Source organism: Peribacillus sp. S4, assembly GCF_046715815.1.
Classification (GTDB): Bacteria; Bacillota; Bacilli; order Bacillales; family DSM-1321; genus Peribacillus; species Peribacillus frigoritolerans.
The window spans coordinates 862,094-876,095 of record NZ_CP175708.1 but is presented as its reverse complement, the minus strand read 5'-3'; the positions used below and the strand labels follow the sequence as shown (position 1 = coordinate 876,095).

Below are 14,002 nucleotides of genomic sequence, written 5' to 3'. Positions count from 1 at the left end.
GAATGAAATTAATCCCGCAACACCCACTAATAGACTCACTTTTCCATAAACTCTCCAAATGGCCTGAAAAGAATTTCCACCCATTGAGTTGGCCCTGACATCTGTGGGAGATTGAACATGGATAGAATCAAGCCAGTGAGGAGCAGTGTAAGAAATGCCACTTTATCTTTTTTAGGATTTTGTTTCATTTTCGGCCATTCATACAAAATGATTAAAGCTACGATCACGGTTGTACAAATAAAAGCCCCCCATCTCACTTGTCCTTCACCTCATTTTCAGACAACCCCGCCGGTTTGTTTATATAGCCCTGTCTTCGAATATGGGCCGCAACATCGACCTCCACATCCATTTCCGCGAATATCTCATCCCAGTGGTTATCTACCTTATTAAACTGTTTAGGATATTTCCGATAGAAATCTTTACCCAATCCTAAAATGTCTGATTTCTTATGCTGAATATGCAGAAAAGCCATCCTAATGCGATTTTCTATATCTTTTTGATATGCTCGTTCTGCTGCTTTTAGAGACTTAGGATTTGAAAGGTTTAAATTCGTTCCATTTTGTATAACAGCTCCATCCGTGCTTATTTTCACCAATAATTTCCATTTATCATTGATGATTTGCGGAATGATCTTGACTTTGGCTGACACTGGACTTAAAGATATCTTCCCTTTCACCCCTTTGGGTTGGAAGGTCACGGTGTATGATTCCACTTCATCCCTTAACCACAATAGCCCTCTAGTTTCCTTTTCAGTCATTGTTCCAGTCATTTTATCTTTTTTGAACACGGCTGTCCCGACAATGTAAGGAATTCCCTGTAATTTCGTTTGCCCTTTCCCCGGCGGCAATATTTTAACGATTGGAATTGCGGCCGCCTGAGGCCTACCGGTTAACATTTCATCTAAATCCTGCAGTGTGACCAGCATCCCGATATGTAAATCAGATAGTTCTCTAAGCACTTCCCCTGAATAGTTTTCCAGGGGTGGCAAAGATTCAAGGATAGGCTTTGCATCCCCTTTGCTGACATACACATTTGCTTTCTCTCTTGGCTGCGGATGGCGCAGCAGAAAATCCAGCTGCTCTTGAATTCCTTCCTTCGCTAACTTTTCACCGAATACAAAAACTTTACAATGTCCCCAAAATACTTTTCGCGGAAGCTTGCTTTGCAGCTTGGACAATGCATCTGAAATATTGGCGCCTTTTTCATATCTCACCATTGTCGTAGCCCCACTCCCCCCCTGACTGCTCCCTCCTTGACCGCCTCCACTAGTTATTGAACTTGGAATAAAGACCTGGACGGATAGTTCGATTTGATCATTACCCTTCTTATCGATGGCGGCGGCTGTGACAATCGCCAAATCAGTGATTTCTATTCGATCCCAACAACCGCTTAGAAAAGTGGTTGTTCCACAAATAACAAGCAAAAGAAGGACATGTTTAATGAAATGACGCCTCTTTCCTTTCTCCAATATCCTTTTTCGCCTCCAGACATTATTCACTCCGTTTCACTCCCCCTTTTTGGATTTGGACTCTGTTCCGGGGCTTGACGGTATACATTAGAATCCCCTGTTAGATGCGGGCGTGTATCCATCTTCCACCAAGGAGCTCTCCACAGCACATCTTTCAGCTCCTGACCTTTTAACGGCGCCAGTGGCGCTAAGTATGGAACGCCAAAGGACCGCAAACTGCATAAGTGAATGACTATGGCGATGATTCCCATCATGATGCCAAGCAGTCCTAAGGTACCGGCAAGCAGCATCATTGGGAAACGCAGCATCCGGAAAGCAATTCCGGCAATATAGCGAGGCATCATAAAAGAAGCGATTCCCGTAATTGCAACGACAATGACCATTGGGGCTGAAACCAATCCCGCTTGTACGGAAGCTTGACCAATAACTAGCGCTCCAACAATGCTGACAGCGGAACCTACCTGCTTCGGCAAGCGAACCCCTGCCTCTCTTAGTGCTTCAAACGTAATTTCCATAGCCAATGCCTCTACAATTGCAGGAAAAGGGACCGATTCCCGGGATGCCGCTACGCTTAACAGGAGTGCGGTTGGGACCGCCTCATGATGGAATGTCAAAATAGCAACATAAAGTGATGGAAGCAAAAGGGATAATCCCATAAAAAAATATCGTAACCAACGGATAAAAGTGCCTGCCCATAAACGTTGAGCATAATCCTCTTGTGATTGAATCAAAGAAAAGAAGGTTATTGGTGCAATTAATGTAAAAGGGGTTCCTTCAACAAGAATGACAGCTCGTCCCTCCAGCAAGCTGGCACAGGCTACATCCGGCCGTTCTGTCGACATGATCTGAGGGAAAGGTGAAAACGGATTGTCCTCGATCATTTCCTCGATGTACTCGCTTTCTAAAATTCCGTCTATTTTAATTCGTTCCAACCGAGTTGTAATCTCTTCAATCAGTGTTTTATCCGCAAGGCCATCAATATAAGCAATTGAAACATTCGTCCTGGTAAGAGTTCCAATCTTCATTGATTGTATTTTAAGGGCAGGACTTTTAATAATACGTCGCAATTGGGACGTATTTACTTCCAGAGATTCAATAAATCCCTCTCGTGACCCCCTAACTCCCCCCTCTGCCACAGGTTCTTCAATCGCCCGCTTTTCCCATTTGGACAATCCTAGAGAAAATCCACCGCTTCCCCCTTCATATAGAAGGATTGGGTTTCCAGAGGAAATCGATTCAATGCAATCCGCCAACATATTCACTTTTACCACTTTAGGAACGGGCATTTTATGTTCAATAAACTCATTTAATGGTTGTGGTACTTTTGTTGACTCCTGCATGAGTGGAGATAGCACATATTGCTCAATCGCCTCGATGTCTGAGAGTCCCGCAATGTAAATGAGCATCGCCCGCGTCTTTCCGAAAAGTAAGAACGAGCGGAACATGACATCCGAGCAATTATCATAAACAGAACGAAGTGTTTCTACATTTTGATTGAAATTCACATCAAGTGAATCTGAAGGCTTTGAATCCAGGTAATCATTTTGCATCAGGGATTTTTTTTCTTTCGTTTTTCTTAACAATTTGCCCACATTACGAATCAAGCTGAATCCCCCCATTTTTTTGCAGGTCGCTCTAACTCCATTTTTCTATGTTTCTTCATTAAGGGTATTTTATACAGAAAATCCTGTTTCCGACATGAACTAATTTTCATGGAAAAGCCATGTCATAAGTTGATTTTGAATAAACCGTAAACTCTTGTGATATCCTGTTTGTAATTAATAACTAAGGGGTATATCAAAAACCGAGGCTATTGTCGAAAATACTGTCTCTGGCGAAGTATTGTTTTTTGAATAAGCTACACAGGACCATAAAGTAGGGGTTACTTTTTTAAAGAAAGGATATTGTTTTAAATACCTTTTTTATATTGCATGGGCAATCAGACTAAAACATTAGAAGATAAGGGAGATTCTATGTCATTCTTAATCACATTGCTCGGATTATTGGTGTCCACAATAATCGCTACAATATTAAATGCTATATGGCCTCGTATCCCACTTCCGATATATCAAATATCCATGGGAGCAGTGTTCTCATTATTACCATTGCAATTATCATTTGATTTTCATTCAGAATTATTTATGATCTGTGTCATTGCTCCGCTGCTTTTTACAGAAGGAAAAAATACGTCTCGTAAAGAAATGCTAGAATTGCGTAAGCCAATTCTGTTATTGGCCTTTGGGTTAGTATTTGTGACGGTTTTTGCAGGAGGCTTTTTCATTCACTGGTTAATACCTGATATGCCGATGGCTGTGGCTTTTGCTTTAGCCGCAACAATTACTCCTACGGATGCGGTAGCGGTACAATCGATTACAAAAGGATTGAAATTGCCTGGAAACATGATGCCCATCCTTGAGGGTGAATCACTTTTCAATGATGCTGCCGGAATCGTCGCTTTTAAAGTTGCCCTGGCAGCTGCCTTAACTGGAGTGTTTTCTATAAAAGATGCATCGCTTAATTTTATATTTGTAGCTTTAGGCGGCATCTTTATAGGGATCCTATTGGGCTATTTAATCGTTAAATTACGATTATTTTTACGGGTTCATGGACTTGAAGAAATCCCAATGTCTATTGTCATTGAACTACTTACGCCTTTTGCCATCTATATGGCAGCTGAAGAATTCCATGTTTCCGGAATCTTGGCAGTGGTTGCTGCAGGTGTCATTCATGGCATCGAGCGGGATCGCCTTCAGAGTTCCACGACTAAATTGCAAATTGTATCAACTAATACATGGTCTGTATTAGGTTATGTCTTGAATGGACTTGTATTTGCTTTGTTAGGATTTATGTTGCCGAGTGTTTATCAGGAAATTGAGTCCAACTTAAATAGGGGCATTCTTTTTGGGATAAGTGTCTTGATCGTTCTTTTATTATTGGTGATCCGTTTTATATGGGTATACATCCTGCATAATACTTTTACGAAAAACAGAGTGAATCCATTAGAGCAATTCATTATGTCCAGGGTTCATCCAGAAGATAGCAATGACACCGATGAGGAGAATGTTTCAAGATCCCGATTTGCATTTTTGACATCCGTTTGCGGCATTCATGGAACTATTACATTAGCTACAGCTTTATCCATACCATATTTCATGCGGGATGACACTTTATTCCCGATGCGTAATACAGTCTTGTTTATCGCAGCTTGCGTTATATTGTTAAGCGTTACCTTGGCTACGGTTCTCTTGCCATTACTGGTAAAGACACCGATTGAATTCAAAGATGAGCGTCTAACCTCTGAGGAGGCTTATAAAATTGTTTTAAATAAAACGATCAATCAACTGAGCAAAGAAGCAACCATCGAGAATCAGAAAGCGGTCCATCAAGTAATGGATGATTTAAATGAACAACTGATAGATTTGGAACGGGGAATAACGAATCGACCGGATGATCGGACAATACGCGAATTAGTGGAGCTAGGAGCCAATAAGGAATTGGAAGTCGTTTCTGGATTAGTCGAAAAAGGGACTATATCTGAAACAGCCTTTGAACTATATAAAGTGTATCTTTCAAGAACCTCGAATTATATGCAAAAATCCTCCCTGAAAAGGGCTTGGATCAATTTGCAGGCTATTCTTTTCAAGAAAAAGATCAATGTCAAATGGGATAAGAAATGGGAAGCGAAATTAGAGGACTCCATCGTTAAAAATGCGGACCTGATCAGGGAGTTTCGTAAAGCACAAAAAGAAGCTTCAAAGGAAGCCATTTTATTGATCAAACAACAAACTGCACCTGAAAACCGCCATGAAGTCATGCTTGTCATCCAAAGATATAATCGTTATTTGAATCCGTTCGGAACATTAAGTGAAAAAGAAGCAAGACGCTTTGAAGAGATGGTAAGTCAATTTCAGTTGAATGCGATGCAAATCGAACGTGATATCATTGCACAAATGGTTGAAGATGAGCAAATATCCATACAAACAGCAACTGAGATTAGACAAAACTTAATCTACGATGAAATGATAATGATACAAAATTGATAAAATATTAAGAGACTCCGATACAACAGGGAGCGGTGTCTCTTTATTTACATTCCAAGGCAAGGATGAATACCTCAGGAAAAATGAAATGAAATGACTGTAGATCGAGCAGGTATAAGGGCTTTCATCGAAATTCCAGAGGATTCATGGCATCTGTTCCCATTATTCTTTATGGCCCTCATAATGGAGTTAAATCACCGTTTTGCAGCTTTTACAATTGAACCTAAATCAGTTCATAAAAGTATCATGAAGCTGGCAGGTCAATACAACGAACTCTTCTTTGAATTCAAGATGCATCGTAATGACAATGAAAAAAAGCATGTTCGTTTCTGTGTTTCACGAGTATTCGCTCCAAACTCACGAGTAAAAGCATCAAACTCACGAGTATTCGCTCCAAATTCACGAGTATTTGCTCCAAACTCACGAGTAAAAACATCAAATTCACGAGTAAAAGCATCAAACTCACGAGTATTCGCTCCAAATTCACGAGTAATAGCATCAAACTCACGAGTATTCGCTCCAAACTCTCGAGTAATTACTCCAAACTCACGAGTAATTGTCCCAAACTCACCAGAAAAGCACCAGGAAGTTCCCTTTCCAGTTCATATAACCTTTCTTTCATTTCGAAAATCCCTGTTTCGTCCTTACCATTATCGAACCTTGCTCAGTGAACAAACAGATGATTTCTTCTGCCCGGAAAAACATGCTGCATTTCTCCTTTTCTGCCGACAAAATACGGTCTTTTCCTCTCCTTCAAGCGCTCCATCAATTCCTGCACTTCCTCATTCCATTCACGATTGCGGATAAGCACCTCTATCGCCTTGATCTCCTCATCTATCTCTACGTTTATTTTCATCCACGGAACCTTCCTTTGCTTTTAATGTAAGTATATTAATATCTTAATATTTGGCTTGTAATTTCTGGCTACATGCACTTTATTACGATAACATGCTTGAAATGTATACTCAGATACACTAAATAACCGTCCAAATAATTGGACGGCCCTTTGATAGTACATCTAATTCCGGATTCGATGCGTTTACATTAATAAAGATCACTCTTTGCTTGTAAAAGTACTTGGCATCACCACAGCGATTACCTCTCCACGGGCGCAAAGTTTATCGAGTGCAAATACCTCTGTTTCGATTCTCCATTTCTTAGGGTGAATTTCATGAATCGTCCCAACGGCCATTAATGGCACATCATTTGGGGTTGGCTTTACGAACTCCACATTCAGTGACGCAGTCACGAACCTGGGTGGTTCCACTCCATCTCCAACTTCATGACCGTTTTTACGGTGTAAAGCCAATGCAGCGGAACCTGTTCCGTGACAATCAATTAAAGAGGCAATCAAGCCGCCATAAACAAATCCTGGAATTGCAATATGCTCTGGACGTGGTGTATAGATAGTCCTTGTTTGCTCGTCTTGCCAACCTGTTCGAAAATGATGACCATCTTTGTTCAAGCGACCGCATCCATAACACCATGCAAATGCATCTGGATAATCATCTTGAATCGCTTTTAGCACATTCTCCTCCATCATCTCTCCCCCCTTTTTCAGAATATTATAACACCATTAATGAATAAGGGGTCTATTAGGATACATGCTGAAAGGGTAGTTTTTTTAAATTCCATGATTCTTTATTGAGCTTACTACCAAGTTTTAATTTTCATAGAATAATAACCTGATGCAGCTTTAATCGAAAACACACATAAAAAGTTTGCAAGAATCCCTGCTCCTTTTACTCGATATAATTGACAAAGGCCCCTGTAAGCCAGAAGCATTCAGGAGCTTTCCTTTGACTGATATAGAGTTAAGAAGTGTCTACCATTCTATTGCAGGCTTACCTTCTTATTAAAAGTTAAGCCTTTTTCTTAAATCCCAATACTTGAATGTCATTTTACCCATTTTCGACTTTGAAAGTGAATCATATTTACGTCCAAGTGCTTGATTTTGTTTTTCTAGCTTAGTAATTTGTTTAAGTTGAATTTTGTTCAGTTTTTTTAATTGCTTTACTTCTTTAGCTAATTCCTTATTTTTCCCTTTCATATCATATTTTTCTTTATCAACAACTGCCCGTTCTTTGATTGAAATCTCCACATCTTTTGGTTTTAGCTTTGGATTGCCAAAGGTTTCAAATCCTATCGTTTTTAGATAAGGGACGTTATTTTGAAAATTTCGTTCAAAGTTTCCATACCTTTTATGGATGTGGAGAAATGTATAACATCCAGCTTTTTCTGCTGAAATGATTTGACCATACCCAGACAGTTTAAACAGTTTTTCGACTCGTTTTATTTCTTCAGGTATGTTTTTGACAATATAAGTGAAAACTTCGTCAACATTAAACTCCGCAGGCAATATTTTCACTTTTTTTAATGATGTATGCCTAATCAGTTCATCAAAGTCATCTTCATCAATATAAAACATATTCGCACTTTCATTCACATAATCGGTAATGCGCTTGCTCCATAATGGTCCTTGCAGTTTTTTTATTGCTTCCGAAAATAAAAACTGCCTGCTAACTTGATACATTCGTTGGGCCGCAAACTCATATATATCCTTATTACATAATGCTAATTTGACAGCGTCTCGGAAATCCTTCTCTGTAACAGCATATAACGGGTAATCTTCGCCAAAAAGCTTCATATGCATTTTGGTTGGATTCATTATTACAGCCTTCCTTAAAATCCCATACTCCAATAGCTTTGTAGACAGTTCCAGACTGCTGTCCATTTCCTCACTTCTCCAGGTTATCCCAATATCACTATTCACGATTAATTGTTGGGCATTCTCCCTTGTCAAAGCACCGTACCATGTAAGCCCATCCGTATTTTTAAGGAGGTATGCCGCCTCTTCCTTAAACTGAGAATCATCTTTAACCCATTTGAATTTATCCCCCGCCACATCAAGTGATAGATTCGGGATCTCACGTTTTAATTCTTTAAAAGCAGTAATAATGGGAATGGTCTTCCAATCCGGGTCGAATTTCCCTGTATATACAAGCTTGTTTTTTAACCGGGTCTGCCCTTCCGCTGATTCAACGTTTGGTATCATCGGGGTAAGCAGGGAAACTTTGTTTTTTTCTTTATTCAAATTAAGAATTTCGATGACAAATTCGCACATCTCTTCTGTTTGACATAAGAAATACGCACACTGATCATATATATTTTTGATGCTCTCGAATTTCTCTTCATTAACATCCTGACCTATGTGAGTCAATCCTGTAGCATAAACTAATGTATTCTTTATGATCTGCTTATGCTTTGCGATTTTTTCAACAGTCTCAATGCTTCTGACAAATAGCCAATCATATTCCTTTTGACTCCAATAATGAGAAATGAGCATTTCAGCTATATCGAAATCAATGACACCTTTTTTTACCCATTCATCACCGGCGGCATTAAAAAAAGGATCTACAAAAGGATTGAGAATGGTTATATTATCAAATTTCTCAAGTGGCTGAATTAAGATATCACGTTTGACCGGACTAGCTAAAAGTAAGTCAACTTCGATGTTGGAATCTAACGCAATGGTCGATGCTAAGGAAGATAAAAATACTGCAGATCCATCCATTGAATTCATGTCTATAAAGCCAAATAGAAGTACCTTCATTTTTCTGTTTTCAACTAGTTCATGTGAATTCAAAGTTTTCACTCCAATGACTGAAATCTGATATGAATTTTTATTTCTTTATTTGTTCTTTAATAGATGATTTAAGCGCAAGATATTTTAATGTGAATTTCCCTGCATACGTAACGTTGAATTTATGTTCTAACAACTTAAGTCTTCGTATTTCTTTGTTAAGCTTAATATTTTCCATTTGGGCCATCTTACTTTTTTCTAATTCTTCTCGCAGCCTATTATTTTCTTTTGTAACTTTCTCAATGGTTTTTTGTTTTTCCATGCCGTTGCTCTCTATGAGCTCCAATGTCATGGACATCATGTCTTTCATTTGTAATTCGAGTTCCTCATACATCGTTTTCCAATATTCGTTTCGCTCGTCCATATTGAAAAAACTCCCCTCCATTAACCTTTGATGATCTCCAATTCTCTTTTTATAACAACATCTACAGCGCATTTTTCCCGAATCGACTGAGAAGCTTGTTTTGACACTCTTAAAAATACGTCCGAGTTGTAATATAAGCGCTCTATTGCATCGGCAATATCGGTAGGAGACTCAGGTTTTGTTAGAAGGCCAGAAACGTCATGTTTAACGAATTCCGGGATTGCCGTAATATCTGTTGAAATCGGCACTAGTCCGCTCGACATTGCCTCACACATGGAAACCCCTTGAGAATCCAAACGGGTCGGGCAAAGGAAAATTCCATACTCCTTATGTAATGCAGCGATTTTCTCCTGAGAAAGGAAACCTTTATGAATCGTTACATTCCCAAAATCCCGGATTGGCTCAACGGTTTGATCGAACAATTTTCCATCGCCATAAAATGCAAATTCCAACTTATCGAAGTATGGTCTCTTCGATAGTTCCAGCACTGCTTTCACCGATAGGTCATTGGCGTATTTTCGTGAAGCGTATGGCCTGATTGAAAGGACTTTTGTCCGCATTTCAGCTGGCTTTTCAATAAAGGTAAACAGATTGTCATCTATGACATTAGGAATGATTATTGAATTTTTCGATTCTGCTCTTGCATCACATTCCGCTATATGCTCTTTGAACCATTTGGATATATGAACAAAGGTTGTATCCAATTCAGTCGTTTGATAAAACCAATTCATAAAAGAAAGCTGTGATACATAATAATCGTCCGACATTTCAAGTATCTTCCTCAAGCTTTCAGGGCTTTCAAGAAAATTAAACCATCTTCTATGCCATGCCTCCGTTTCAAATCCATGTATCCAGGTGATAATCGGTAAATCCGTGTTCGTTTCTTTTATCGCTTGCACCATTTTTGGATTAACAAAATGAATGAGCGCTTTTTTATGTATTTTATGATTTAAGAAAATGCGCAAATGCTGTTCAGTTCCTCGATAAACAGGCACATCTTCATACGTATACTTTTCCGCTTTTTTATAGGCAGGATGCAAAACAAAGACATCCACCTTCAAACCCTCATCCAGATAAGCCTTGACTCTTCGGTGGATAAACCCATTCCGATATAGCTGATCTTCATGTGGATAAGCATTCGTAATGATCACATATCTATCTTTTTCACTAAATGTAAGCTCATATAGATTTATAGATTCCTCCATTTTTGTTCACTCCTACTGTTCAGTCATCTTCAATCAGCCTGCTACTTATCTGTAAATGAAGGATTTTTAAAAGACCCTTTTCCAACCACTTTTAAAACCGTCAATCGATTATAACAAACATGTATTACTGAATATTGACATCAATGTGAGAATTCTGTAAATAAAAGTAAAGTTTTCATGAACTTTTATATGTTTTTGTAAAGTTTAAGTAAGTATTAACAAGCAAAATAAAGAAGGACGATCCAGTTTGCGGAATCGCCCTCTTACCTATAAACTATTATATTTTCATACTATTAATAGGGTTTGGGAGTTTAGGGCCTAAAGCCCATTTCAAAACGAACAATCCTGTTAAACCGTTATAAAATGTCCACTATCATCCTCCATAACTTGTCCACACTATTACAATTAAAATTCATACTATATAAGAAAAAGAGGTGAAATCTACATGATACCCATAGATGATTGTCAATTATTAATTTCATGCTGCAATCATAAAGGTGGTCTTTATTTAGTCCATTTCAAACAACAACAACCTGAAATAAAAAAGATTTTAAATGTTGGATGTACAGGCATTACAAAATACGGAAGCTCTTTTGTCGTAATTTCAAATTCTCACGGAATCTTCATTTTGGATGAAAACCTAAATGTTATAATGAATAAGGCTTTATCTACAGAATTAGATTTACATGGTGTAGCAATAGATAATGATAAAGCTTATATTATTGAAACCAAAACTAATTCAATTGGTATTTATAATTTGAAAAACAATTTGGAAAGAATCGATGAAATTAGATTTTCACCTGAAAATGACGATGTTTGCCACGTCAACGATCTGTATATAGCAAATGATAAGCTATATGTATCAATGTTTTCATATCCTCCAAGGAAAAATTCCCTCTCTTTCGCTAATAAAACTTACCAAGGTGTGATTCTGGAATATTCTTTACAGGAAAGAAAAGTGGTTAAGATTTGTCATGATAAATTACTCCAGCCTCACAGCGTACTTCATTATGATAATAAGATGTTTTATTGTGTTTCAGGTGAATTCCTAGTAAAAAGAAATGAGGAAGATATTTTTAAATGCCTTGGTTATACCCGCGGTTTAGCCGTTAGAAATCAAACGTTGTTTGTTGGCCAAAGTGAGAGCAGGCAAATACCTGTTTTATTGAATAAACATACGAATATATTGCTGGATTGCGGGATTTATGTTCATGACATCTCTACAAAACTTTCATCTTTTATCCATATACCTTCCGAAGAAATTTATGGAATATTAGTTATTTAAATACAGTAAAATCATATTTTTCTGTTGATCACTTCCTTTATCCTATTCAGTTGACTTTTTTCTACTTCCAGAATTATTCAAGCATGTTTTTGTAAGAATAGAATAAAATCGAAAAAAGACCAATTTGCTGAAGAGAGTGATATAGATGGAGGCAATTACCTTTAAAGCATGTGCAATCACTAATGAAATCGATTTGAACAAAATCGCCATTCATTGCGGCATCCCCAAAAAATTCACCTGGGAAGAGCCTTTAATTCTTAAAGGCGATATTCTACGTTCCATCCTTTATAAAAATGTGGACGAATCGCAGCAGGTGCTGGTTTTTTCCTTTGGCAGCATCGTTTTCATCAATTACTCACATGAGGATGAGATCAAGGCATTTTCCTCCTTTATCCATTCATTCGAGCCCGACATTGATCTCGTCAATGTAGATAGATATACGGATGATTACAGCCTTCACTTCAGTGAAACTGAAAACATCAATTTGACAGACGAATATGTAGTTGTTCCTAAATATGAATTTTTCTACCCTGAATTAATTTCCACCATTCTCGCAAAATCGGTGGCACTTGAAAAGACGGAGGAGCAACTAGGAAAAATCCACGACAAGCTTGAAGCCATGATTGACCGACTGGAAAAAGGCAAGCTCAGAATCGGTAACAAGGAACTAGCGAGGACTACGGCAAAAATCGTACGTCACGAGTACAATACCCTGGCATATATCATGATTCTGGATAAACCTGATATTACATGGACAAGCAGCATTGCCGGCGAATTTTATGATAGAATGCTTGAATTTTTTGAATTGAATGATCGGTACAAAATCTTGAAAAGTAAAACCGAAATTTTATATAACATCATGGATGGATTTTCTAACATCAGCCATTCAATCAGGGGACTATTCGTTGAATGGATCATTGTAATTCTCATTGTCTTTGAGATTCTTCTGACGATTTTAGAAATTATAGGATGGATTCCATGAATTCTTAATCATATCGTTTGGAATATCTTCAAAAAAATAAGCATCGTTTTGATGCTTATTTTTGCGTTTAACCACTTCATCATATTTAAGCTGACTGTATACTGTCGTTTAATTACATGCTTTTCCTATCGGGACAAAGCATTCCAGAAGTTAGCTAAATTCCCCTTAATCCAAAGCAAAGTGGAAAATGAATTCCTCCCCTTCTTCCCCGTTAAATCTGTATCCTTTGTCAATGAATCCAATTTTCTTATACAAATTTATCGCAGGGACATTCGAATGATGCACCGTTAGAATAATCTCATCTTTATCTGGATGACTTAGTTTGATCATATCAGGCAGCACTTTTAACGCCTTAAAAGCTAGCCCCTTTTTTTGATGGCGCAAATCCAAGGAGAATGATTTAAGAAGGATCGCATTCTCATTATTTGTATATTGATTTCCCGCTTTATCCGTATTTAAGGCAAAACAACCAATCAAATCCTCATCTAAATAAATGACCATGGGGAGATTATATTTATCCTTCCTGAAGTCTTCGATAACTTTTAAAGGTATAGAAGTATAGATTGCTTGTTCTATAGGTAAACAATAATTGCTCAGCGCCTCAAGGTCACTTTCCATAAAAGGTCTAATAATTAATCCAGCCATCATACTTGCACCCCATTTTCATATTTCAGATAAAGCCATATTAACAGAAACTAATGTTTTACACTCCAAGTAAAGTAATTTTCAAGAAAATTCATTCACACAAAAAAGGAATGGATTTGTTTACCACTCCTTCAGACTGTGGATAAGCTCAATGAAAATCAAGTTTACCTGCATTTTTTATTTGAATGGTTCTGTTGATTTCAGAAATCCGCTCCCTTTCCTCCGACTTTCTGCCAAGCCTCCTAGGCAGAAGCGCCTGTGGGGTCTCCGGCTAGCCAGTTATTGGGCTGGAGTGTCGCAAATCTCTTTAATCCAATGAGAATTACAGGAAAAAAACACCAATGAAAATCTAATCTTGTTTTAATTTCAT

The 14,002-nt window shown here is 38.0% G+C and carries 13 protein-coding genes; 3 read left to right on the top strand and 10 right to left on the bottom strand.

Annotated elements, in window-relative coordinates; genetic code table 11:
• Window positions 1-35: 35 nt before the first annotated feature.
• The 3 genes from ACJ9PY_RS04235 to ACJ9PY_RS04225 are packed head-to-tail and all read right to left on the bottom strand — an operon-like array spanning window position 36 to window position 3,018.
• Window positions 36-257, bottom strand: coding sequence for a hypothetical protein (locus ACJ9PY_RS04235; RefSeq protein WP_063577296.1), 222 nt, complete (start codon window positions 255-257; stop codon window positions 36-38).
• On the bottom strand, window positions 254-1,498 hold the full coding sequence (locus tag ACJ9PY_RS04230; RefSeq protein ID WP_411739532.1) for a Ger(x)C family spore germination protein: 1,245 nt from the start codon (window positions 1,496-1,498) through the stop codon (window positions 254-256). Before ACJ9PY_RS04230 ends, ACJ9PY_RS04235 begins: the two co-directional genes overlap by 4 nt.
• Window positions 1,495-3,018, bottom strand: a complete 1,524-nt coding sequence (locus ACJ9PY_RS04225) for a spore germination protein (protein WP_411740233.1) — start codon at window positions 3,016-3,018, stop codon at window positions 1,495-1,497. The genes ACJ9PY_RS04230 and ACJ9PY_RS04225 overlap by 4 nt, the downstream gene beginning before the upstream one ends.
• 423 nt (window positions 3,019-3,441) lie before the next feature.
• On the opposite strand from ACJ9PY_RS04225, the gene ACJ9PY_RS04220 reads away from it, so the two are divergent.
• Window positions 3,442-5,508, top strand: a complete 2,067-nt coding sequence (locus ACJ9PY_RS04220) for a Na+/H+ antiporter (RefSeq protein WP_411739531.1) — start codon at window positions 3,442-3,444, stop codon at window positions 5,506-5,508.
• Between the two features lie 286 nt (window positions 5,509-5,794).
• Here the strand turns inward: ACJ9PY_RS04220 and ACJ9PY_RS04215 are convergent, their stop codons facing one another.
• The 6 genes from ACJ9PY_RS04215 to ACJ9PY_RS04190 form a co-directional block, all read right to left on the bottom strand.
• Entirely contained in the window at window positions 5,795-6,016 is a 222-nt protein-coding gene (locus ACJ9PY_RS04215; protein WP_411739530.1) for a hypothetical protein, read from the bottom strand.
• 156 nt (window positions 6,017-6,172) lie between these two features.
• A complete protein-coding gene (locus tag ACJ9PY_RS04210; protein ID WP_411739529.1) occupies window positions 6,173-6,364 on the bottom strand; it encodes a hypothetical protein in 192 nt (63 codons plus the stop codon).
• Window positions 6,365-6,562: 198 nt separating this feature from the next.
• A complete protein-coding gene (locus ACJ9PY_RS04205) occupies window positions 6,563-7,048 on the bottom strand; it encodes a PaaI family thioesterase (protein ID WP_063577300.1) in 486 nt (161 codons plus the stop codon).
• Window positions 7,049-7,363: 315 nt separating this feature from the next.
• Window positions 7,364-9,154: a hypothetical protein gene (locus tag ACJ9PY_RS04200; RefSeq protein ID WP_411739528.1), complete on the bottom strand. Its 1,791-nt coding sequence runs from the start codon at window positions 9,152-9,154 to the stop codon at window positions 7,364-7,366.
• Between the two features lie 37 nt (window positions 9,155-9,191).
• Complete coding sequence (locus ACJ9PY_RS04195; RefSeq protein WP_134402175.1) at window positions 9,192-9,515, bottom strand: hypothetical protein; 324 nt, start codon at window positions 9,513-9,515, stop codon at window positions 9,192-9,194.
• Window positions 9,516-9,535: 20 nt separating this feature from the next.
• Window positions 9,536-10,720, bottom strand: coding sequence for a glycosyltransferase family 4 protein (locus tag ACJ9PY_RS04190; RefSeq protein ID WP_063577302.1), 1,185 nt, complete (start codon window positions 10,718-10,720; stop codon window positions 9,536-9,538).
• A gap of 445 nt (window positions 10,721-11,165) precedes the next feature.
• Here ACJ9PY_RS04190 and ACJ9PY_RS04185 point away from each other — a divergent pair, with 445 nt between their 5' ends.
• Window positions 11,166-12,005: a DUF4915 domain-containing protein gene (locus ACJ9PY_RS04185; protein WP_283930007.1), complete on the top strand. Its 840-nt coding sequence runs from the start codon at window positions 11,166-11,168 to the stop codon at window positions 12,003-12,005.
• 145 nt (window positions 12,006-12,150) lie between these two features.
• Window positions 12,151-12,987, top strand: coding sequence for an RMD1 family protein (locus ACJ9PY_RS04180; protein ID WP_098185620.1), 837 nt, complete (start codon window positions 12,151-12,153; stop codon window positions 12,985-12,987).
• A gap of 165 nt (window positions 12,988-13,152) precedes the next feature.
• Here the strand turns inward: ACJ9PY_RS04180 and ACJ9PY_RS04175 are convergent, their stop codons facing one another.
• Window positions 13,153-13,635: a GNAT family N-acetyltransferase gene (locus tag ACJ9PY_RS04175; RefSeq protein WP_411739527.1), complete on the bottom strand. Its 483-nt coding sequence runs from the start codon at window positions 13,633-13,635 to the stop codon at window positions 13,153-13,155.
• Between the last annotated feature and the right edge of the window lie 367 nt (window positions 13,636-14,002).